This window comes from Acidiferrobacter sp. SPIII_3 (assembly GCF_003184265.1).
Classification (GTDB): Bacteria; Pseudomonadota; Gammaproteobacteria; order Acidiferrobacterales; family Acidiferrobacteraceae; genus Acidiferrobacter.
Genome location: NZ_CP027663.1, coordinates 1,262,339 through 1,284,262, shown reverse-complemented (window position 1 = coordinate 1,284,262; position 21,924 = coordinate 1,262,339). Strand labels below are relative to the sequence as shown.

The 21,924-nt window shown below is 62.6% G+C and carries 18 protein-coding genes and 1 pseudogene; 11 read left to right on the top strand and 8 right to left on the bottom strand.

Features of this window, described 5'->3' with window-relative positions:
* Window positions 1-325: 325 nt before the first annotated feature.
* Entirely contained in the window at window positions 326-901 is a 576-nt protein-coding gene (locus tag C4901_RS06425; protein ID WP_110136616.1) for a plasmid pRiA4b ORF-3 family protein, read from the bottom strand.
* A 247-nt stretch (window positions 902-1,148) separates the two neighbouring features.
* Between C4901_RS06425 and C4901_RS06420 the strand changes: the two genes are divergently transcribed.
* Together C4901_RS06420 and C4901_RS17565 are read left to right on the top strand one after the other, a co-directional pair.
* Window positions 1,149-2,363, top strand: coding sequence for a zinc-dependent alcohol dehydrogenase (locus tag C4901_RS06420; protein WP_110136615.1), 1,215 nt, complete (start codon window positions 1,149-1,151; stop codon window positions 2,361-2,363).
* A gap of 195 nt (window positions 2,364-2,558) precedes the next feature.
* Window positions 2,559-2,732: a hypothetical protein gene (locus C4901_RS17565; RefSeq protein ID WP_168185583.1), complete on the top strand. Its 174-nt coding sequence runs from the start codon at window positions 2,559-2,561 to the stop codon at window positions 2,730-2,732.
* Window positions 2,733-2,811: 79 nt separating this feature from the next.
* Here the strand turns inward: C4901_RS17565 and C4901_RS06410 are convergent, their stop codons facing one another.
* Entirely contained in the window at window positions 2,812-3,288 is a 477-nt protein-coding gene (locus tag C4901_RS06410) for a putative toxin-antitoxin system toxin component, PIN family (RefSeq protein WP_168185582.1), read from the bottom strand.
* Here C4901_RS06410 and C4901_RS06405 point away from each other — a divergent pair.
* The gene (locus C4901_RS06405) at window positions 3,287-4,054 is read left to right on the top strand and encodes a tetratricopeptide repeat protein (RefSeq protein WP_110138551.1); all 768 of its coding nucleotides are present in this window, start codon (window positions 3,287-3,289) and stop codon (window positions 4,052-4,054) included. The genes C4901_RS06410 and C4901_RS06405 overlap by 2 nt on opposite strands.
* Before the next feature lie 101 nt (window positions 4,055-4,155).
* On the opposite strand, the gene C4901_RS06400 is transcribed toward C4901_RS06405, so the two are convergent.
* The gene (locus tag C4901_RS06400; protein ID WP_205736240.1) at window positions 4,156-5,268 is read right to left on the bottom strand and encodes an ISL3 family transposase; all 1,113 of its coding nucleotides are present in this window, start codon (window positions 5,266-5,268) and stop codon (window positions 4,156-4,158) included.
* A 202-nt stretch (window positions 5,269-5,470) separates the two neighbouring features.
* Here C4901_RS06400 and C4901_RS06395 point away from each other — a divergent pair, with 202 nt between their 5' ends.
* Window positions 5,471-5,743, top strand: coding sequence for a hypothetical protein (locus C4901_RS06395; protein ID WP_110136613.1), 273 nt, complete (start codon window positions 5,471-5,473; stop codon window positions 5,741-5,743).
* Window positions 5,744-6,153: 410 nt separating this feature from the next.
* Here C4901_RS06395 and C4901_RS19225 read toward each other — a convergent pair.
* Window positions 6,154-6,706: pseudogene (locus C4901_RS19225) on the bottom strand (peptidase S8 and S53, subtilisin, kexin, sedolisin); the annotation flags it as partial.
* 135 nt (window positions 6,707-6,841) lie between these two features.
* Here C4901_RS19225 and C4901_RS17560 point away from each other — a divergent pair.
* Complete coding sequence (locus tag C4901_RS17560; protein WP_168185581.1) at window positions 6,842-6,991, top strand: hypothetical protein; 150 nt, start codon at window positions 6,842-6,844, stop codon at window positions 6,989-6,991.
* A 306-nt stretch (window positions 6,992-7,297) separates the two neighbouring features.
* On the opposite strand, the gene C4901_RS06385 is transcribed toward C4901_RS17560, so the two are convergent.
* The 4 genes from C4901_RS06385 to C4901_RS18965 form a co-directional block, all read right to left on the bottom strand.
* Window positions 7,298-7,675, bottom strand: a complete 378-nt coding sequence (locus C4901_RS06385; RefSeq protein WP_110136612.1) for a helix-turn-helix domain-containing protein — start codon at window positions 7,673-7,675, stop codon at window positions 7,298-7,300.
* A gap of 190 nt (window positions 7,676-7,865) precedes the next feature.
* Window positions 7,866-8,075, bottom strand: coding sequence for an NYN domain-containing protein (locus C4901_RS17970; RefSeq protein ID WP_240611835.1), 210 nt, complete (start codon window positions 8,073-8,075; stop codon window positions 7,866-7,868).
* A gap of 7 nt (window positions 8,076-8,082) precedes the next feature.
* Window positions 8,083-8,397: an NYN domain-containing protein gene (locus C4901_RS17965; protein WP_205736237.1), complete on the bottom strand. Its 315-nt coding sequence runs from the start codon at window positions 8,395-8,397 to the stop codon at window positions 8,083-8,085.
* 252 nt (window positions 8,398-8,649) lie between these two features.
* Complete coding sequence (locus tag C4901_RS18965; protein WP_370445970.1) at window positions 8,650-8,853, bottom strand: winged helix-turn-helix transcriptional regulator; 204 nt, start codon at window positions 8,851-8,853, stop codon at window positions 8,650-8,652.
* Between the two features lie 276 nt (window positions 8,854-9,129).
* On the opposite strand from C4901_RS18965, the gene C4901_RS06370 reads away from it, so the two are divergent.
* The 6 genes from C4901_RS06370 (at window position 9,130) to C4901_RS06345 (ending at window position 21,831) form a co-directional block, all read left to right on the top strand.
* The gene (locus C4901_RS06370; protein WP_110136611.1) at window positions 9,130-9,732 is read left to right on the top strand and encodes a nitroreductase family protein; all 603 of its coding nucleotides are present in this window, start codon (window positions 9,130-9,132) and stop codon (window positions 9,730-9,732) included.
* A 402-nt stretch (window positions 9,733-10,134) separates the two neighbouring features.
* Window positions 10,135-12,627, top strand: coding sequence for a TonB-dependent receptor (locus C4901_RS06365; protein ID WP_168185580.1), 2,493 nt, complete (start codon window positions 10,135-10,137; stop codon window positions 12,625-12,627).
* A gap of 23 nt (window positions 12,628-12,650) precedes the next feature.
* The gene (locus C4901_RS06360) at window positions 12,651-15,554 is read left to right on the top strand and encodes a bifunctional YncE family protein/alkaline phosphatase family protein (RefSeq protein WP_205736236.1); all 2,904 of its coding nucleotides are present in this window, start codon (window positions 12,651-12,653) and stop codon (window positions 15,552-15,554) included.
* Window positions 15,555-16,919: 1,365 nt separating this feature from the next.
* Window positions 16,920-19,220, top strand: a complete 2,301-nt coding sequence (locus tag C4901_RS06355) for a TonB-dependent receptor (RefSeq protein WP_110136609.1) — start codon at window positions 16,920-16,922, stop codon at window positions 19,218-19,220.
* A gap of 188 nt (window positions 19,221-19,408) precedes the next feature.
* Entirely contained in the window at window positions 19,409-20,965 is a 1,557-nt protein-coding gene (locus C4901_RS06350) for an IS66 family transposase (protein ID WP_168185579.1), read from the top strand.
* Complete coding sequence (locus C4901_RS06345) at window positions 20,962-21,831, top strand: DUF4338 domain-containing protein (protein WP_110136607.1); 870 nt, start codon at window positions 20,962-20,964, stop codon at window positions 21,829-21,831. Before C4901_RS06350 ends, C4901_RS06345 begins: the two co-directional genes overlap by 4 nt.
* Window positions 21,832-21,924: the final 93 nt, after the last annotated feature.

Genomic DNA, 21,924 nt, shown 5'->3' with positions numbered 1-21,924 from the left:
ATGGACCGGCCAAGGATCCTCTCTGAGGCGCGTCCGAAGGCACGCCGCACCCATGTGCGCCCGCCATCCTCCCCCGGCCTACGGAGAGAACAGAAGGCTTAGGCCCGATCCCTGGAAGACCCGGCATAAGATGGAAGACGTCCTGCGACGGGTACGAAGTGCCCCCGCGCGCGGATCGCGCGGATCACGCGCCAAGGCCCTGGACGATGCCCCGCATGACATGACGATGCCGCACCCGATAAACACACCGTGCGCGCATCATACGCCGCGCTCACAACGCCCCCAAGGCCGCGAGACGGGCCGGCGCCGGATAGCGGCCGCGCGTCTACGCCTGCCCAAAGCGCATGACGCGGTTCACGACGTTCAGATCGAATCCCTCGGGATCGAAGGTGCCACCGACCCAGGCAAGCATCTCGTCGTGCTCCTCGTGCTGCGGGTCCCTGATCACCTCCAGAAACCTTTCGTACCCCATGGCGCCACCGACATCCTCGGGAGGCACGGCGCGCGCACCGCCCACACAGAGGGGATAGCTCCAGTCGGGATCGGCGTCCGGGCGCGGCGTGACCCTTATGCGGCAGAGCCAACTGTCGCCGAAGTCATAGAGATAGGAAAATTCTCCCAGATCACGCCCGAGCACCGCCCCGAGGGTCTTGCGACGCTCGTCTTCCATCTCCAGCTCCTCGAAGAACTCGTCATAGGGCATGCTGAAGCTGCGCTCACCGAAGGTGAAGCTGTGCAGATGGGAATTGGTCCACCCGAGTGTAATCTGTAAGATATCGTGGAGCTTGGGCAGCGTGATGGTGAGCGGCACCAGCAGCCGCCGCCAGATGAGCGGCTTGATATCCTGTACCTCGATATAGAGTTCCACGATCTTCGGTGTCGCGCGCCGTGTCTTGGTCATGCCGATCCCCCGGAAGAAAAGCGCATCCTAGCCGAACCCTGGCACCCCGTCACCATCGGCCGCGTCCGGAAGAGGGCCTTATGCGCCGATCGGGACAGGGGCGCGCTCGGGTAAATACCGGTCTTCGGCCAACCGGCCACTGCCACCCGGCGCATGGCGCCCCCCAAGGTCCGCCCAATTGCCGGTCCGCTGACAGACCCTTGGGCCTAGCATGGGCACCCTCTGGACAAGCCCCAAGGAGCGCCTCATGAAAGCCGTCGTTTTCCATGGTATTGGAGACATCCGTCTCGATAATGTCCCGGAGCCACGCCTAGAAAGGCCCGACGATGCCATTGTGAAGCTCACCAGCAGCGCCATCTGCGGGACCGACCTGCACATGGTGCGCGGGACGTTGAGCAACATGCAGCCCGGGACCATACTGGGCCATGAGGGTGTGGGGGTCGTCGAAGAGGTCGGCGCCCATGTACGCAATCTACGCAAGGGCGAGCGCGTGGTGATCCCGTCGACCATAGGCTGCGGCTACTGCTCCTATTGCCGCGCCGGCTATTACGCCCAGTGCGATCACGCCAACCCCAACGGGCCGCTCGCCGGTACCGCCTTCTTCGGGGGACCCAAGGGCTCAGGCCCCTTCCAGGGCCTGCAGGCGGAATACGCACGCATCCCCTACGCCCAGGTGGGCCCCGTGATCCTGCCCGACAGCATCTCCGACAATCAGGCGATCCTGCTCTCCGATATCTTTCCCACGGGCTATTTTGGGGCCAAGCTCGCTGCCATCAAGGGCGGTGACGTGGTGGCGGTATTCGGTTGTGGACCGGTGGGCCAATTCACCATCGCAAGCTGCAAGCTCCTGGACGCCGGCCGGATCTTTGCCATCGACAAGGTCCCCTCGCGTCTGGAGATGGCCCAGCGCCAAGGGGCGGAGGTCATCAATTTCAACGATGAGGATCCGGTGGCGGTGCTGCGCGAGATGACGGGCGGCATAGGCCCGGAATGCGTGATCGATGCCGTGGGCGTAGACGCGGAGATGGCCTCCGGGGGCCCGGCACACGAACACGGCAAGGGCCGGGAGGCCATGCTTGCCAAGGAATTGCAGGAGATTGCCCCCAATGTGCACCCCATCGACGGCAACTGGCACCCGGGTAGCGGCCCCTCCCAGGCCCTGCACTGGGCCGTGGAGAGCGTCGCCAAAGCCGGGCGCGTGGCGATCATCGGCGTCTACCCGCCGGCCGACCGCTTCTTTCCCATAGGCCTTGCCATGAACAAGAACCTGCGCATCACCATGGGTAACTGCAATCATCGCGCCTATCTGCCGGAACTGATCCAGCTCGTGCGCACCGGCGCCATCGATCCCTCGGCGGTGCTGACCCAACAACGCGAGCTCGTGGGGGCGCTGGACGCCTACAAGGCCTTTGACAAGCGCACCGACGGATGGATGAAGGTCGGGCTCAAGCTCGCCTCCTAGGCGCACATAACGGGGTCGTGAGGCGACTCACCGATAGGCATCAGGCACGTTCAAAAGCCCAAGGGCCCCCGCAAAGGGGCGGGTGGGTATCGGCGATCGGCGATCCCTCTCGCAGGATGATTCGGCGCGGCGGTGGCCGCATCTCGCGCCCGTCCATGCGCCGAGAGGGAAAGACGCCATCAGGCGGCGGTAAGGATGCGGGACAATCGCAGCGCCTTATGTGCGCTCATCGCCCTTTATGAGGAGGTACGTCCGGTACGCGACGAGATCTTCAGGCTTCGCGGCGCAAGCCCCCTCGCGCAGACACTCATGTACCGTGGGCAAGGCACCGACCTTCTCTGCTACTGCGGCAGCCATGAATCGGTTTAAGGAAACCCCGTCGCGCTTGGCAGGCAAGGTCGGCCGCCGCGTTCTTGATAGAGTTTGGCAATTTGAGCGGATAGGTGTTTTACTCATTCCTCAACTCCTTCAGTAGCATCGCCGGGGTCATAATCCTGATACCCAAGGCCCCTGCGGCAGGGTAAAAGTCCCGCATATTATGCGTCACGAGCACATCCTCCTGACCGTTCGCGGCCGCCTCGAGTATCAGTTCATCGCCGGGATCGCGTAGCCGCGGGCACCAGAGGACACCCGACTCTACGGCTTCAGCCACACCCGCCGGTGCTACCAGAAACCCCAAGACATCTGCGTCGCTCATGCCAGTCGCCAAACGCTGTTCTAGCCGCATCGAGACCGTCTCGCACTCGAGAACAATCGCAGTCGTGACCAATGGAATGAGGTGGCGACACAGCGTCGACAACGACGCAAGATTCCGGCTGCGCGCGCTTGCCTGAGCGGCGAGTGCGGCGCGATCGAGCACGGTATCCAGCCAAACCCATCGGGCGCCCCTTGACGGCGGATCCGCATCCGCCAACAATGCCTGCATGCCTGTCGCCCAAACCAAAGGTCGGGACCTTATCCTTCGACTAAATGACATGCGCCACGGCCCCTTCAATGAGGTCGCCTTACGAGCCATTCGCCGGGACGCTGAGGCGTTACGCGCGACAGAGCCCGTTGAGGCTTACACGGTATTGGGCGGCGTGGCCTGCCTATGTCGAGACGTCGAGGCCATGCGCAAAGCCCACGAGGCCGCCCTGCGAGTGGCACCCGACAATGTCGTCGCTAACAGCAATTACGGCTTTTCTTTGCTCCATTGTGGACTTTTCCCCGAGGCATTGGCGCTGTTTCGGAAGTGCTACGCGCTTGCACCCCACGACCCCGGTATCCTGAATACCCTGATCAGCGTTCTTAAGGATTTGGGACGCTATCGCGAAGCGGTGGAGTTGCTGCCGGAGTGGGAGCGGCTCAGCCCGAGCGAGTCTCATACGGATGCGAGATTTATCCGCGACGCTGCGCAATTCCTCAAGGCCGCAGGGATCTCCGACGATGATCAAGGGATGATGGCACAAGAGGCGGCCTTGGTTCTCACGCAACACGGTCATCTCGTGAAACCAGGGGAGGTTCGCCTTATTCAGGATCCCGAATCCGACGATCAGTGGCTTGAGCAACTGCTCGGTGTTTCCGACGTTTCCACAGACCGCGTCGTTGACTTGAACGAGGCGATTGCCAAAAAGATCGTGGCTATGCCGAATGCGGCCGTACGTGAGCATATCGTTGTTCGCTACACCAGTTCAGGACGGAATGGCTATTAAGGCATCGGACTTGCTCGCGCATGCCCGACAGCTGCTTTCTTTTTCCACAGAAGCCGCCTATCGCGATGTCGTAAGTCGATCCTATTACGCAAGTTGGTTCCTCAGCAGAATCTGTGGGTGAGCTCCGGCTCTGGTAGTGCTCCAAGCTTATGATAAAGCATGATCTTTATAGCTTTTGGGGTGCGAAATCCATAGGATGTCCTGATACTCGCTTTGAGTTTGTTGTTTAGGCCTTCGACGGCACCAAGAGAGACCTCATCGCGGGCCGCGAACCAGTTCAAGATGAGCGGCTTGTGTACACGGATCATGCGCGCAATCTTCTTCATCGGTTCCAAGCGGGATCGCATCACCTTCTTGCACCATTGGTCCATGAATTTTTCGGCCCATGCCGGCGAGACGTATTCCCAGAAGAGCTGGAACTCCTCCTTCAAGAGGTAGGCCCGTAGGGATTTCAGGTTGTACGAGAGCAGATCCTTCAGTTTGATCGCCTGGTTCTCGGTCAAGTTCTCGGGGCGCTTTAAGAGGCACCAGCGCGAGTGCGTGAGGATCACCTTCGTCCCGGGGGTGAGGCGTTTCAGGGCGCGGGTTTCTTGCGCACGCACCTCATCGATCGCCTTGTTCATCTTGGCGGCGATGTGGTAGCGATCCAGGATGTTCAGGGCATTGGGGGCATGCCGCGCGATGACGTTCAGATAGGGCTTCCACATGTCCGAGCAGACGAACTCTATAAGCGCGCTGCGTTCCTTGCCAAACCAGACGAAGAACTGACGCAGGCTCTTCTCTTGGCGATTCTCGATGACAAACAAGAGCCGCTTCATGCCCTCGTTGATCTGATACACGAGCGTGAGGAACTTGCCCTTCTTCCAATAGATCTCGTCTACGCCGAGGGCCGAGATGCCGGTGAGATCCAGGCGTTCGCGGCCCCAGATCACGGCCATCTCCACGGAGCGAAAGACGCTTTCCCAGCTGGTCTGAAAGCGCCGCGCGACCACCTGCCAGCTCAGCAGCTTAGCCCAGCTGGCGAGAAACCAGGCAAAGCTCTGCGTGACGGGACGTTTGCCCAGGGCCCATGGCAGATACTCGACGTGAATGCCGCATGCGTCGCACGCCAACCGCCGGGGCGCGTACAGGAACCAGGTCGGCATGCCCCACAGCGGCACGAACTGAAAGCGCCGCTCGGAAGGGTGTCGTAGCCCGGTGCGGGCTGCTGGCACTGCGAGCAGTGGCCCTGCCGGCTTTCATGCGCGCGCAGGCCGATCTCGATGGTCGGCATGGCCGCTAAGCCCCTTCCGCGGGCCTTGCTGGCCGGGCGAATACGACTCCACTCATAGACAAAGCCCTTCATCGGTTCCACACGGTTCAAGAGCGTCTTCAAGGCGAGGTGCATAGATCATCCCGTTCTGAGAAACTGGGAGTATGCGGAACTGGTTCACCCGGCTCAAGCGCCACGATCCCCACGCCGCCCCGCGTCTCTGCGAGCGGTGTGCAAGCCCTTCGCTCAAACGCCAGATCGCGACCTACCCGGTCGATCTGACGGGCCGACTCGCCGGCCGCCGTGTCGATGTCTACCGCGTGGAACTCGATCGCTGCCGGCAGTGCGGCCACCTCATGCCGACCCCCGAGGGACAAGCCAAGGTGAAACGGTGCGTCAAGGTCGGACGAAAACTCTTCCTCAAAAGCCTCGATTAGCCACGCCGACTACCCACACTTTGTGCGGAAGAGCCCGCAAGTTTTCATCGGTGCCTCCCTCTTGCGGAGGGGCTGGATGGGCCCACGGACGGTGGTGTCCACAGACGGTTAAGCTCTCAACTGACGGGTAGCTTCGACCGTAACCTCCAATCTTTGGGTTATATGCTCAGGCAGCTTCACAGTAGTCGCATCGAAGCCGATTGCCATATCGACCGCGATATTACGGGAGAGAGCGCGAACGTGGCCGTTGCGCTTGCTGAGCGAATCTTTGCTCGCGCGGATGAGCGCGCGGACGCGAATCGATGAAGACCTTACTGGCAACGGCCCCGGTGAGCCTCGCCCTGCTAAGCGCTACTCGGCGAATCGGCCCCCTGGCGTGCAAATCGTACGATCTCGATTAATATCGCCGGCTGATACTGCCGCGAAAGCAGCACTTCTTCGACAAGCCCCAGCGTGCGATACAGCTCCAGCGGGTCTTCCGATTCCGTCTTGCGATCCAGAACACGCAGATGATCGACGTAAGAGTAAGGGCGCGCAGCGACGCTGTTCGGCGCAATCGGGCCGAACAGGAATGCCGAAGTCACGCCGAGGCCATGCCCCAAGCCGTCCGGATCGTCCGCCGCCTTTTCGTCCAGTACGCGATAAGAATGCAACCAGGGCGCGATGCTGTGCCGCTTGGGCCGGCCGCCATCAAGAATTGCCACCTTGGGTTCGGACGATAATGGTTGTTCCGTCGGTAGGCTGCACGCCACCGTTACACCGGCCGAGCGTCGCACGGGCCACCTCACGCCGCTTCGGCATGGAACGAATCACGCGCACAAAGGAGAATTCGGCCAGACGTTTGACGTTGTCATGCTTACCCTCCACCGGGAGGAACCACAGATCGCCCGCAGTAAACGCCAAGTCGGCATGGGTCCTCACACCGACATCGGCCGCATACTTGGCAGATGCGCGCTGCACAAATTGATAATGCCGACTCCCGGATTATGCCGCGTTGCTCCCCGCAAGGACTCTCTCCATGCCATTTTATGATAGGTGAGTCGGCATAACCGTATGATTTCTTCAGGCCGGTCATCGCGCCGGCCCTGGAGGAATCCCATGAAGACGACAGACACAATCGAAGACGATGGAGTCGAAGGGCTGCCGGTCCGTTACATCGCGGCATGTCTCGAACACCTGGGCGCAGCGCGCTATGCGCCACAGACGCTGAAACGCAAGCGGCGGATATTGACCGCCTTTGCGAGCTGATGCTAGCGACGAGCGCGCCGGTCTCCCGGTTGAGTGGCGCGAGGTCGGTCACGCCGCGAATTTGTGCATCACTTAACCATCGGGCCTGCGATGACAAAGCTCGCGAATGCCGGCGTCGACTGAATCGCTGTGGGCGTTGCCTGGGGCGGGCTTCATGAGGGTGGCACGCGATAATCGGGGCGCCATAGTGGTGGAGCGACCGCGCCCGCAAACCGACGCTACAGCCCATGGTCCCAAAGGACGTAAAGGCCGCCCGCGCCGACGCCGTGACATCCCTTTCGGCGCCTACTCTCCCGCTCGGGGCCTTCAGGCATCCGGGCGCGCGCCGCGATCACGGCGGATGCGTACGATCTCCTCGAGATACTTGCTGCCCCAACCCCGCAATACCTCGAGCGCCGGCGCGAGCGTCTTTCCAAAAGGGCTGAGCGAATACTCTACCTTGGGCGGTACCTCCGGATAGACAACACGCGCCACGATGCCATCGGCCTCGAGCTCTCGCAATGCGCGTGTCAGCATCCGTTGCGTCACCGCCGGCATAAGGCGCGAGAGTTCCCCGAAACGCTTGGTGCCGCCCAGCAAATGGAACAGGATCACCCCCTTCCACTTGCCGCCGATCACCTCCAGACAGGCCTCGACGGGGCAACCAAAATCGCAGTCATACCGAACATAACGGCTCGGGCGCATGGCTATTCCTCAGTATATGTGTACATACCCCACAATCCTGTGCGTTCTTACAAACGGGACGGCTTAGCCCTGGGGGTTTAATGGGCGTCATGGTGCGATCCCTATCGCCAGTGTGGGGGGCGATGGAGAACAAAGCCATCGGCGCGGGACACTGTCGGCGGTAACTGCGACTGACGCAAATTGGCCTCTCCTATAGTAAAGGTGGCGTGGGCCGTTTTTTGAGTTCGAAGGATTGACGGCCGGGAGGGAAGACTGCGATGAGCCGCTTGGCCGGGAGCTTCGCGCGCACTGTGCGCAGGGGCGTGGTCAGATCGCTGTCGCCCGAGATGAGCAGCGCGGTATCGAATCGATCATCGAAGGCATCAGTCAATAGCTGGACGGCGATGTTCACATCCGCCATCTTTTCCTCATAGTCCATCCACTGCGCGCCACACTGCCGGCATTGCCGGGGCTTTTCCAGGTAGCGTCTGCAGGCCGGGCAACGTGCCGAGCGCTTCAAGATAGGTGGTCTGGCGCTGCCTATCGGCCAGGTTGCGGCCGTTGGCGCGGATGCGCGAGGTGAAGTAGTGCACGCCTTGCAGCGTTTGCCCCGGTTTCAACAAGGCGCGTGCCAGCGCCACCAGATCCAGCCAGTAGTATTTGCGCAAGCCTCTGCTGCGCAGCCCAAAGTACAAGTTAAAGTACAAGTTAAAGCCATCAATGTAGACCGTGACACGGCTCATGCCGGGCCTCCGACCCCGCAGAGGTCAGTCCGTCCCTTGACACGGGTAAGCGTCCTTACCATAATTTCGCTCGTTAACCCCACCGGTGATCGCATCACCGGCCCGACGCCTCCCTTGCGGAGGCGTTTCCTTGTGGGGCGCCCCCGGCGCCTCATAACGATCCCTTCCCGGCCACCGCCCTTGCCAGCAGCTGATCCAGATCGAGATTGATGCTGGTCACCGCCCAATCCGGTTCCTGCCCGAAAGGCTTCCTCACATAGAACGGCCCCTCATACTGATCGCCATCCACCAGAGCCAGGGTCTTTCCACATTCTTTTCGCGCCGGGCACGCACCTTATCGAAATGCCCAGGCACGAGCTGGGCAGAAGCATGCGCCAAGGCCTGCTGCTCCACAATGCCATCGCCTTCAAGCTCTCGCAATGGGCGTGTCAACATCGGTTGCGTCACCGCCGGCATAAGGCGCGAGAGTTCCCCGAAACGCTTGGTGCCGCCCAAGAAATGGAACAGGATCACCCCTTCCATTGGCCGCCGATCACCTCCCGACAGGCCCCGACCAGACAACCAAAATCGCCGTCATGCCGAACGTAGCAGCTCGGACGCATGGCTAATCCTCAGTATACACCGTGTAAGTACCCCACAATCCTGTGCGTTCTTACAAACGGGACGGCTTAGTCCTAGGATGGCCGCAGGCCTATGAGGCCGGCTATCCCACGAGACCACACGGAGGACCGCATGGACGTCATCACCGCAGTAACATCCCGCCGCGCCATCAAGCACTTCGACCCGAGCCATAGGCTTTCGGAACACGACATCGACACCCTCCTCTCGCTCGCGCGGCTCTCGCCGACGGCGTTCAACATCCAGCACTGGCGCTTCGTGCTCGTGCAAGACCCCGCACTGCGCGAGGCCCTCCGCGCGGTCGCGTGGATGCAACCGCAGATCACCGACGCCTCACTGCTCATCGTGATCTGTGCCGATCTCAAGGCCTGGCAGAAACGACCGGAGCGCTATTGGCGCAACGCCCCGGCCGAGATCCGTGAGGGCCTCCTTTCGGCCATCGACAACTATTACCGCGACCGCGAGGTCGTGCAACGCGACGAGGCCATGCGCTCCTGCGGGATCGCCGCCCAAACCCTCATGCTTGCGGCCCAGGCCTTGGGCTATGACTCGTGCCCCATGGATCTCGCGGATTTCGCCGAAGTCGGCCGCCTGATCCGACTCCCCGAGGATCATGTCATAGGGCCCCTTCTTGCCATCGGCAAGGGCATCCGCGAACCCTGGCCACGGGGCGGGGCCTTGGATAGTGACGAGGTCGTCGTCCGAAACCGCTTTTGATGGGCCCCGCTACCGAGGGCCCTCCCGGATAATACCGCGGGGATGAAAGCGCGCGGTGAGGCCCCGTCATTCGGGGGTCCACATACCAAAGCCCACCACCCATCACCGCCGGCGCGGGCATGGGGCGCCGGAAACGCCCGATACTTCCGTGTCGGTAGAGCGCGCCGACGAACCCCCTGGAGCAACAACGCACACGGGCGTGGCGCGATAAGGTCGCGCCCACGAACAAGCGACGATAAGATGACCAAGATATTTCATTGGGATAAAGGCTTGGATCGCAGGATCCGCGCGCCCGATGCCTTCCGTGTTCCTGTCACTATTTGGAATGTGCAATAGTCTCGTAATATTCTTTCTCCATCCTTGGCCGGATATCGTTACATGATTCCGTACAAGGGGGGAGTCGTGAACACCGATTTCTGTCGTTACCGCATTGTGCGCGTCCTGTTCCTCGCCAGCATCCTGAGTGATCCTGCCTTGGCGCACGCCGCGTCATCGGCCACCGGCAAGCCTGCGGCACAGGGTGTCGGCGGCCAGCGCAACGGCGTGCCGGCGGCGGGAGGCGAGAGAGGAAACCCCCAGTCCCTTTATGCGGACGACGCGTCCTTCATGGTAACCCCGCCGGGTCCGCTGCTCGTCTCACACCACCGCGACAAGGCCACCGGTCACGGACCGGCGACACCGGATGCTCAAGGGTCTGTGAACGTCGGCGAGGTCAATGCCGCATCCGGCCGGCGCGCGCCCCATTCCGCCCGCAAAAGGCAGCTCGCATCGAGTACCGCCAAGACAATCGTCGATCAGGCACAGATCGAGACCCTGGTCCCGCCCGGAGGCAGTATCGTGCACGCGCTCGCCACGGCCCCTGGCGTACAGATCCGAGGCTACGGTTCGGGCAACGGCGCCTCACGCTATCAGATCCGCATCAACGGTATCCAGGTCGGCTGGGCGCTATCCGGCGGCAATCCCGAAAAGAACGGCATCGCCGTTCTCTTTGATGGCATTCCTATGAATAACCCGCTCGCGCAATGGGATGGATGGGAGAGCGCGGAGGTCCCCATCGCCGAGATCTTCCAAGGGGTCACGGCCGTACAAGGACCCGGCAACCCGGCAAGCCGCTGGTATGACAGCATGGGTGGGACCGTGGATCTCCATCCCATCGAGCCCACACGCAAAAGCGGCGGACGGGTGAGCGTGGGCGGCGGCAGCTTTGACACCTACCATGCGTTTGCCCAGGCGGATTCGGGCGATTTCGGGGGGTGGTCGACGGTGGTGGGTGCGGGCTACACCCACTCCGGCGGATTCCGGGAAGGGCCTTATACGGGTCCGAGCGACGGCACGGCGGCGTTCATGAAGCTGCGCCGGGCGTTTCGCGGAGGCAGCGCGAGCTTTGGCGGCTACTACTCCCGGGTGAATGAATATCGTCCCGATTACATCCCGGTGGCCCCCATCCCGGGCGTGTCCGTCAATGGGTACGGTGTCCCGGGAACCGCCTACAGCCAGGACACCAGCGGCTTTTATTACACCATCCCCCAAAGCCTGTACGCGAAGAACGACTTCGCGCATATGTGGCTCCTCTATGGCCGTCAGCGCTTCCATCTGGGGGCCGGCTGGCGACTCGGCAACGTCTTTTGGTATCGCGCCGGCTATCGTCATCACAACCGTCAGCGCTTTTACTACCCGGATTACGCCGGCATCAACAGCGAATATTACACGGGCGCCACCCGCACCTTTGGCGATCGCGTCGCGCTGCATTGGCAAAATGCCTGGAACGACATGACGGTCGGCGGCTATTACATGCACGAGCGCTTCCACAGTCTGTATTACGGTTACAACCCCGCCCTGTTCCAGAGCTCCGCGAGTCTCCCGCTGTTCGTGGCGGATTATTACGATTACTGGGATGGGGCCGTGGCGTTCGCGCAAGACACCTTGCGGCCGTTGCCGGCCTTGCGCATCACCCCCGGCGTGAGCCTCATGAACTATCGCGTGCAATTCGTCAACAACAGCCTCGGTGGCGTACCTCCCGGGGCCTCGCCGATCGCCATCTATGACGCCGCGCGCAATAACGACAATTCGTATACCAAGCTCGCACCGAGCCTGGGCATGAACTACCGCCTCACACGCAGCCTACACGCCTTTTTCACATGGGCGCAGAACTATCAGACGGCCCCGGCCTCGGCATACGGCAACTATCAGGCGCACCCCACGGTGCCCCCGAGCGCCCCTACACGCGTGAATAGTGAGATCGGTGGACTGAAACTCGACCGGGGCCCCCTGCGTGGCCAATTGAGCGCCTTCCATGTCGCCCTCAGTAACGCCGTCCTGTCGACCTTCCTGCCCTCGCTTGCGATCACCGAGAACGCCGACGTGAGCGCCGTCTATAACGGCGCGAACCTCGACCTGCACTATGGCCGCGAGCTCGGTTGGCAGGACCTCGCCAGCGCCACGGTAGAACACGCCTACTACCCCCACTACGTCACCGCTGGTACGACCGTGCTGGGTGCCTCGATTCCCAATATCCCCACGTGGCTTGTCACGCTCGGCGCCGGCTATCGCTGGTATGCCGATCACACGACGTTTTCGGCACGCCTATGGGATAGCTACAACGGCCAGCAGTACCTGTTCTCCAATCTCACCAATCTGCCGACGACCACCACCCAGGGTGCCTACAATGTCGTCAACCTCCGGCTCAGTGCGCGTATCGCCGTCCTAAGCGATGCCGCCCATGGACTGAAGGACGTGCGGGTGAGCCTCTTGGTGAGCAACCTGTTGGACCGCCACTACAACGCCATGGAGTACATCAGCAGTGGCGGGGAACTTGGGCCCACAAGCGCCGGCGCGGTACTGGCGGTGCCCGCAGCCCCGCGCGCGCTCTACGCCAACCTGAGCGCGCGTTTCTAAATCATCACAAGGGCCTTGCTCTCATGACCGTTCGCATTCTCCGAAACCCCCTGGTTCTGGCCTCGCTCGCGGCCCTTGCGGTCATGATTACGCTGTCTTATCCCGCCCATGGCCACGCGCCACGCCGCCGCCGCGGCCCCACTGTCCTCCACGCCGTCACCATCGACGCTCGAAACCGCGACCTCTATACCCATATCCTGCCCACTGGCCGCAGGCTGGACCCGGTCGGGATGATCAATGGCACGCCCGATTTCCCCACCGCGGTGGTGCCCTTCGCGCACGGCGTGGCGGTGCTCGCCAACGGCGCTACCCCGTCGCAGACCATAGGGCTCTATGGATCGGATCTCGGGCGTTATGCCTTGCTCGCCGTCTACCGCGGCAAGGCCCCCGGCAAGCCCACGACCAGCGCGTTGCCCAATGGCCTTGGGATCAGCGAAACGCCCCGCCACCCCGCAGCCGCGGGCGTCGCCTATCGTCCCAAGGCGAGCGCCGCGCAACTGGCCGCCTGCGCCCGTCGTACCCTGCGCGCGCAGGCCGGTCACGCATCGCGGGCCACCACGATCATCGGTCATGGTGATCTCTTCCAGGGCCTGGCCGCGGGCCCCGACGACACTTTGTACGCCGCCGGCGGGGTATCGGACACGGTGATGGCCCTGCGCCGCACACACGGCCGGCTTCAGCTCGTGCGTCGCTACACCCTGCGCTGGCAGCCCTTTCCCGCCCACCAGTACCCCTATCAGTACCAAGGCAACCGGGATGGCGCGCACCTTTTCTATCCGGACTCGGTGGTGGTGGGACCGGCCGGCCGGCACCTCTATGTGGCCGGCCTGTTATCTAATAGCCTCGCACGCATCGATATTGCCAGCGGTCACACCCGGTATGCCCCTGCGGGCTCCTACCCATTCGCCGTGACGCTTGCCGATGGCGGGCGACGACTGGTGGTAAGCGACTGGGGCGGCAATGGCGTGACCGTGATCGACCGCGCCGCCTTCCGGGTGTTGGGCCAAATCGCCACGGGCCCCAAGGAGCGGGCCGACCGCACCGGCGCGGGCGTCCACCCCACTGCGCTGGCGGCCGTTCCCGGCACACCAGACGTCCTGGCAGCCGACGCCAATGTCGACCGGATCGTCGAGATCGATACCAGGACCCTCAACACCGTCCGAATACTGGCGGATCAGCCCTATCCCGACGCCCCGCCGGGCAGTTACCCGGATGGCCTGGCCGTCGACGACGGCCGGCTGTTCGTCGCCAATGCCGGCAACAACGATGTGGCGGTCTTCGATCTCGCCACCGGGCAGCCCCTGGGACTCATCCCCACCGGCTGGTATCCGAGCGCCCTGACGACCCATGGCAACACCCTCTATGTCGTCGCCGCCAAGGGTCTGGGCAGCGGGCCCGACATCCACTACCAGTGGGTGGGCGACCTGATGACAGGTCTCGTACAGAAGATCCCATTGGCCGATCTGCCGGCCAAGCTCGCCCGCTGGACCGCCATGAGCCTCCAGAATGATGGGTTCTCCCGCGCGCAACGCGCGGCGCGTCACGCCCGCAACGTCCGCACCGCGGCCCGGCTCCGCCGGCACATCCGCTATGTGGTCTTCATTCTGCGCGAGAACAAGACCTTCGACGAGGATTTCGGCCAATACCGCGCCGCCCGCCACTGGGCCGACCCGCATCTGGATCTCTATGGGCCGCGGGAGTTGCCCAACCTCTACCATCTGGCGGCCACGGGCACGCTGTTCGTGGACTTCCTGGCCGACGGCGAGGTGACCGCCCAGGGGCATCAGTGGACCACCGGCGCCTCCGACTCGGACTTCGTCCAGCGCACCTGGCCCGAGTACTATTCGCAGCGCGGCCTCATCGGCAACCCGGGCTGGACACAGTCCCTCACCCCCGGCCGGCCGGGCGCCCACAATCCCTATGCCATTTACGCGAATCTCTCGGCGCTCGGGCACTGGTCCAACCCCTGGATCAGCTATCCCGGCCGGCTCTACCTCTTCAATGATCTCCTCGAGCACCACGTCTCCTTCGAGGACTTCGGCGAGTTCGTCTCACGCTCCAAGATCGGTGCCATATCGGCGGACATGCGCCGGCATCTCGCCACCGATTTCCCTGGCTGGGATCGCATGATCCTCGACACCGCACGCGCGCAGCTTGCCATCAACTGGTTGCAGGGTCATCCTGGCCGCCTATTTCCCCGGTTCCTCTATATCTGGCTGCCTGACGACCATACCGCCGGCCGCGAGCCCTGCTACTATAGCCCCGACTACTACGTCGCCAATAATGACCGGGGCACCGCCGAACTGATCCATTACCTCTCCACCACCGCGCAATGGAAACACATGGTGGTGTTTCTCACGGAGGATGATGCCCAATCGGGCGCCGACCACATCGATGCCCATCGGACATTCGCGCTGGCCGCAGGTCCGTGGGTCAAACGCGATCATCTTGAGACGACGGCCTACTCGCAGGTCAACATCGTAAAGACCATTGAGGCCATCCTGGGTCTGCCACCCCTGTCGCAGTGGGATGCCAACGCCGCCGTGCTGTCCGGCCTGTGGGCCGACCATCCGGACTTCGCCCCAGTCCCGGTGGCGCCCATGAAGGTCCCGGTGACCTTCAATGCCGGCACCTGCCCTGATCGCACCCTGCTGCGCCGTGAGGCCGGGGCCACGGGGCATACCCTGACGGCCCGCTGGTTAAAGACCCACACCAACACCCATGGGGCCTCCCTGGCCCCGCCGGATGCCGCCCGAAGCTACACCACGACAAGCCTCCTCAAGGTCCCAGGTCCCGAGCAGATGCGCCAGGAATGGATCGCCGCCAAGGGGCGGCGTGCCTATGAACGGGTGATGGGCTATCTGCGCCATTACGCCCGGGCCCATCACAGCCCGCTCGGCCACTATATAGCCAGCGACGGGGGCTGAAACGACCGGGAGGCGCGGGTGGCATCGCGGTTTGCTGGCGCGGCCCATAAGGCCATCACCCAGGAAATCGGCGGGGTCACGACGTCGCATGTCTCTTCGAGATGATCAGCGGGACCCACGGATTCCCGGATCGCGCCGGGATCACCGTAAGCTTCTTGATCTTGTGCCCGCACCTCGGCGCACCGGCCCTGACCCACCGCATCGGCAACAAGACGCGGGCGGCGGCCATCAAGCGTCCGCCGCAGCGGACTTTGCCTCGCGTCGCAACCGGGCATCTCCTTGCGGGGATAAGCGCAGGCCCTGCATTCCCCGACATGAAGCCCATTCCACTGTGGTATCGAGGGTCCTGCCGGCCCGCCCTGTCAGACAGGTCCTGCCGACTATCGCCCCCGGCTTCCGTGCGCGAGCTTGCCGGCGTGCCATTCCCGGTCCTTTCCCGCACATGATTCGATTACGAGGGCCTCCGGCTGCGGATCCAGACACCGCGCATTGACATCCTAACCATCGGGATGGGAGCGCGGAACCTCGAAGGACTGGATTGCACAGACGCGGCAGGACAGGTGTGGTGCAACGTCCGTATGGAAGCGGTAGGCGATGCGGCTTTCGCTGCCGACGAGCCGCCGACACCGGGGCCTTGGAACGATGCGGTGCCAATAACGCGTTGAACACGGATCGAGCCGTTGCCGTCCACGCATGCCCTCTTCTCCGGGGCCTCGACCTCGAGCGGTACGCCCACCGCGACCGCTGCCGTGATGAATCATGACACCGCCCGGACATCCGCCCCGGGGCCATCTCCCCTGCGACCCCTCTCCCATCCCATGAGCACCCATCCGTCCATCGCATCGGCGCCCATGGTCGTCATTCGCGACATACCCCTAGCGCCCCGCATCGGCGCCGAAGCCCGCCAGGAGGCCTGAAGGGCCCGCGGCGACGAATATCGGGCGCGCCTGCGGTGCTTGCCCCCGAAGACCTCGCGTCACAAGGCCCCTTCCCTGCCCCCGGCGGCGGCCATGGCGCATCTCGCGTGATGCCCAAGGCACTGACCTTCATGTCCCTCCACCTCGGTTCTAGACTCTCGCCGGCCATGACTATTCGAGTTTCTCTGGATATCTCATGCCCCCTTCCCATCTCCCGCGAATGGTGCAGAAATTCGTCCACAATGCCCGCAATGCGGGCAACGCCTCCGGGTTTCCCGAAGGCCCGAAACATCTGATAGCGGCCTAAACATCAGCGGCGACGCGCAATCACGCCGACTGCCCGCGCCGGACATGTCCATGGCATGGCAATTGCTTCAAGCCCAGGAGAACCGGCCGCCGCCTTTCCGGCCCTGCCGGCTTGCACCCATCCCGTACCGGAGGGAGAACCATGCCTCATCGCGCCCGCACGCACCCCCTGCAGCATCCGTCACTCCGCCCCCTTGTTCTCATGGTGATCGCCTGCCAGGCGGCATTGCCGCAGGCCGCCTGGGCGACAACGAAGACCCACAGAAAGGTCGTGAAGATCGAGGCTGTCAAGAAGCGTTACGAGAAAATGGAGATGGGCGAACACAACATCCCATCCGACATGTCGGTGCTCACCAAAAAACAGATCCGCGCCCAGAGTTCCTCGCAATCGATCTATAGCATCCTGAAACAAACGCCGTCGGTCAACGAGTACCAGCAGAATGTGGGCCCGGGCACGCCGGTACTGACCATTCGCGGGGTGCGCATGAGCCAGCTCGCCCAGACCCTCGATGGCATCCCCATGATCAGCCTGCTCTCGGGGGGCGAGGGGGCCTATCTCAACAACAACATCGGCTCGGTCGTCTCCAAGGGTCAGATCGAGGGCGTACAGGTCTATCCGGGGGTGGCACCGCCCGACCAGCAGGGCTTCGCCACGGTCGGCGGGACCATCGCCTACCATACCCTGCAGCCGAGTGTTAAGCCTTCGACGGACCTGCTCACGCGCATCGGCTCATTCAATACCACGGAATATGGCATCGAGGCCAACTCCGGGACTCTGAAATCGGCCGGCGGCTTGCGCCTGATCATGCGGCTCACCCATACCCACACGGCGGGCTATATCGAAAACACCCCGGCGCGCTACACAGACTTCCTGTTCAGCGCCGTGAAGCCCTATGACTACGGCCTCTCGCAACTCACCGGCACCTTGATCTATAACCGCGGCACGGGCTATCTCATAAGCTCCGCAATACCGGTCGCGCAGTTAAACAAATATGGTCCCTTCTACAATTATCCGCTTTCCGAGGCAAGCACCCACGAGACCAATAATTTCATAACGGCGATCGTGGGCGACAGGACCTACATCAACCGTCATCTGCTCGTCGGCGTCAAGCTCTTCTATAAGGGCCGCCATAGTACCGGGAGCGCCTATGCGAATCCCCAGTACATCAACCGCTCCTACCCCTATCAGGTGAACTTCAACGCCCCTTATTTCGGATTCGGGCCGGTGGGCGGACCCAGCAACCCGAACAATGGCTTCTCGTACAATCCCGCCGCCGTATTCGGGAGCTATCAGGCGGGCGAGGCCGCCGACCGCACCAACCAGAACTCCGCTACCATCGGCCTTGCCCCCAAGGTCAATCTCTTCCTGCCATATAATGACATTACGATAGGCGGCCTCTTCGCCCATGAGCGCGGTCACGGCACGCAGTACTTCTACGGGACGCTGGCCATGCCCGAGGTCAACGGCTACAACTCATACACCGGCGCCGGATGGGGTGGCTATGGATATCGCACGGTGTATAGCGGCTATATCCAGGATAAGATCGGGCTATTCCACAAGACCCTGCATATAGAGCCTGGGGTCACGGTGACCGAGGTCCACTCGCGCCAGTACCAGCCGATCAATCTCTATGCCGCGCCCGATCAACCCTACACGCTCGCCAACAGTGATCGCGCGATCCTTCCTTATCTCGGACTCTCGTATGACATCACGCGCAAGGTCGTGGCCTACGCGAGCTATGGCAAGGGGGCACGCTTCGCGCCGATCGCCGACTACGTGCTCGGACCAAGCGGCTCCAGCACATATGCGCCGGGCGCCGAGACCGTCAACGCCTACGAGGCTGGCATGCGTTATGTGGGTCGCCGGCTCTACCTGAACCTGGACGGCTTCCTGCAGAACATGAGCAAGATGTTCTCGTTTTATATCAACTATACTACCGGCTTCGCGCAATACGAAAACACCGGCAAAGAGCGCATGGACGGCGCCGAGTTCTCCGGCAAATACCTGCTGACCCGCCACTGGGCGGTATCGGGCAACGCCTCCTATACGCGCGCGCGTTACCTGAATGGCTTTGCCGCGGTCGATACGCCCTTCGAGGGGCAGTTCGGTTATGTGTTTCCGGGGGACCCCCTGGCCTCGGTCCCGAACTGGCTTGCCAATCTCGGCCTGAGCTATCGGAAAGACCGCTTCCAGGGGGACATCATCGGGCAATATACCGGTTCCCAGGTCACCACCTACAACCTGCCACCGACCGAAAGCAACCCGCAACTCCAGGACGCCACCACCCCCAACCCCGGTCACCGCCTCGCCGGGTATTTCGTCCTGAATGTCGGGGCGAGCTATCGCATCCCCATCCACCAAGGCGTGCTGCGCTCGCTCAAGGTCGCTCTCAATGTAAACAATCGGCCAACCCGTCTTGAGTCTGTTGAGGATTTGGGTTAGGGGTGGGGGTGGGAGTTATCAGGCCCACCAAAAAAGATTGCTGGACACGAGGATGGCGGTGCGTTAGTATCCCCTTCATGTCGTACGAAGCCTCGCCAACCCCTATCGATGGAGTCGACGCACCGTTGCCAGAGACGGCGGGTTCGCCGTTTGCCCAGATAATGGTCACTATCAGCAAGCAAGAGTACGTGCAGCTGAAGTGGGACGCACAGTATTGGCAGAAGCAACATCAACGGGCACTGAGTCGCGAGACAGAACTCAAAGGCCAGATCGAGAGGCTGCGCGCGCAGGTGCGCAATTTGCGCCAACGCGTATTCGGACGCAAGACGGAGAAGAGCACCGCGCACAGCGAGCAGCACAGTCAGCCGGAGGCGAAGCGCCCACGTGGTCAGCAATGGGGGAGCGTGGGCCATGGGCGCGTGGATTTCTCGCATCTGCCGGTACGCGTGGAAGACCATGATGTCAGCGAGGCGGAGCGCCGTTGTCCCCGGTGCGGCAAGGCCGCTACGGTATTCCCCGGGACCGAAGAGAGCGAAGTCATTGAGATCGAGGTCCAGGCGTATCGGCGCGTGATTCGACGTAAGCGCTATCGACCGAGCTGCCGGTGCGAGGACTGGCCGGGGATCCTGACGGCGCCTGGGCCGGCCCGTTTGATCCCCAAAGGGATACTGGGGATCTCGGTGTGGGTCGAGATCCTGCTGAACAAATACCTGTATGCCCAGCCGACGAACCGTTTGTTGCGGTCGTGGACGAGTATCGGCTTTACGCCCTCGCAGGGCACGATCATTGGCGGACTGAAACATTTGGCACCGCTCTTCACGCCGGTGGTTGCGGCACTGCAAGCGCAGCAGTTGACCGAGGGGCTGTGTCACGCCGATGAGACCAGTTGGCGAGTGTTCGAGTCGATTGACGGCAAGGTCGGGCATCGTTGGTATCTGTGGGTGATCCGTTCGACCTCGGCGATCGTGTATGTGATGGCACCCGGGCGCGGCGCAGACGTGCCGCTGGCGTATTTTTCCCAGCTCTTGGTGCAGACGGTCGTGGTGTGCGATCGGTACGCGGCGTACAAAAAGCTGGCGCGCCTCATCGACCTGTTACTCGCCTTTTGTTGGGCTCACGTGCGGAGAGACTTTCTCACCCTGGCACGCAGCTATCCGGATACCGAAGCCTGGGCCATGGGCTGGGTGCAGCGCATTGGCACGCTGTATCATCTCAATGATGTGCGCTTGGCCGTGCGCGACGACCCGGCGCGCTTTGCCGAACACGATAGGCAGCTCAGAGTGCATCTCGAGCAGATGAGTGCCGATCGCAGCATACAGCGTGCCGATGCGCGCCTGCCCCCTGCCGCCCACAAAGTCCTGGTGAGTTTGCAGAACCACTGGGAGGGCTTGACGGTGTTTGTCGACCGACCCGAGATTGCCATGGACAACAACCGCGCCGAAAGCGCTCTGCGCAACGAGGTGCTCGGCCGCAAAGCCTATTATGGCTCGGGCAGTGTGTGGGCCGCGCACTTGGCCGGTTCCCTGTTCTCCCTTCTCATGACCCTGGTGCATTGCTGGCAGATCAACCCGCGTCTCTGGCTTACGCAATATCTCCAAGCCTGCGCCGAACACGGGCATCCGCCCACCGATTTATCACCCTTTTTGCCTTGGACGATGAGTGCGCAGCGTCTGGCGGCGCTCCGCTTGGGCGGGGACTCGCCCACGGCGCCCCCGCCCACCGACATCGCGGTCGACACCTCGTGACTCATCGGTATTGCGGACGGGATTTCAGCGCCCAGGATCTGCACCAGATCGTCGATCTGATCGCCCAGGCCCCCGAGTTGTCGCGTACGGCGCTCTCGCAGCGCGTCTGCCAGCAGTTGCGCTGGTTGAAGCCCGACGGCGGACTGAAGGAGATGAGCTGCCGCGTGGCGATGCTGCGCATGCAAGAGGATGGCTTGATCGCCCTGCCGAGGGCGCGGGCCGCCAACTTCGATACCCGGCGCGCGCCCGTCGCCACGGCGGCCACCGATCCCCAGTGCGAGATCACCCAGCGCGTCGATCGTCTCGGAAGGCTGGAGTTTCTCCCCGTCCGTTCGGACATGAAGCGCGATTCGCGGCTCTGGAATGAGTATATCCAGCGCTATCACTATCTGGGCTATACACCCCTGTCGGGCGCGCAGTTGCGCTACTTCGTCGCGATCGACGGGCAGTGCGTGGCCCTGCTCAGCTTTGGCGCCGCCGCTTGGAAAACCGCGCCGCGCGATCAGTTCATCGGCTGGAGCGATACCAAGCGCCGTCAGCACCTGCATCGCATCGTCAACAACGCGCGTTTCTTGATCCTACCGTGGGTGCGATCGCAGGGTTTGGCCTCCAAGATCTTGGGGCGCATGGCCCGCCAGTTGCCTGGCGATTGGCAGAGCCGCTACGGCTATCGCCCCGTGCTCCTGGAGACCTTCGTACAATCGGATCGTTTCCGTGGCACCTGCTACCAAGCCGCCAACTGGATCCCTGTTGGCCAAACCCGTGGTCGCGGCAAACTCGATGTGAATCACGAGCACACCCTACCGGTCAAAGACATTTGGCTGTACCCGCTTGAGAAGTCCTTCCGCCAGCAACTGACCGCGTAGCGTACCGCTCTTTGTCGTAGCCATGCCGCCTGCTTATCGCACCAAGCCGTCCGCGTCAAGACGGGTTGGCCGATTGTTTACCTCTCAATATCG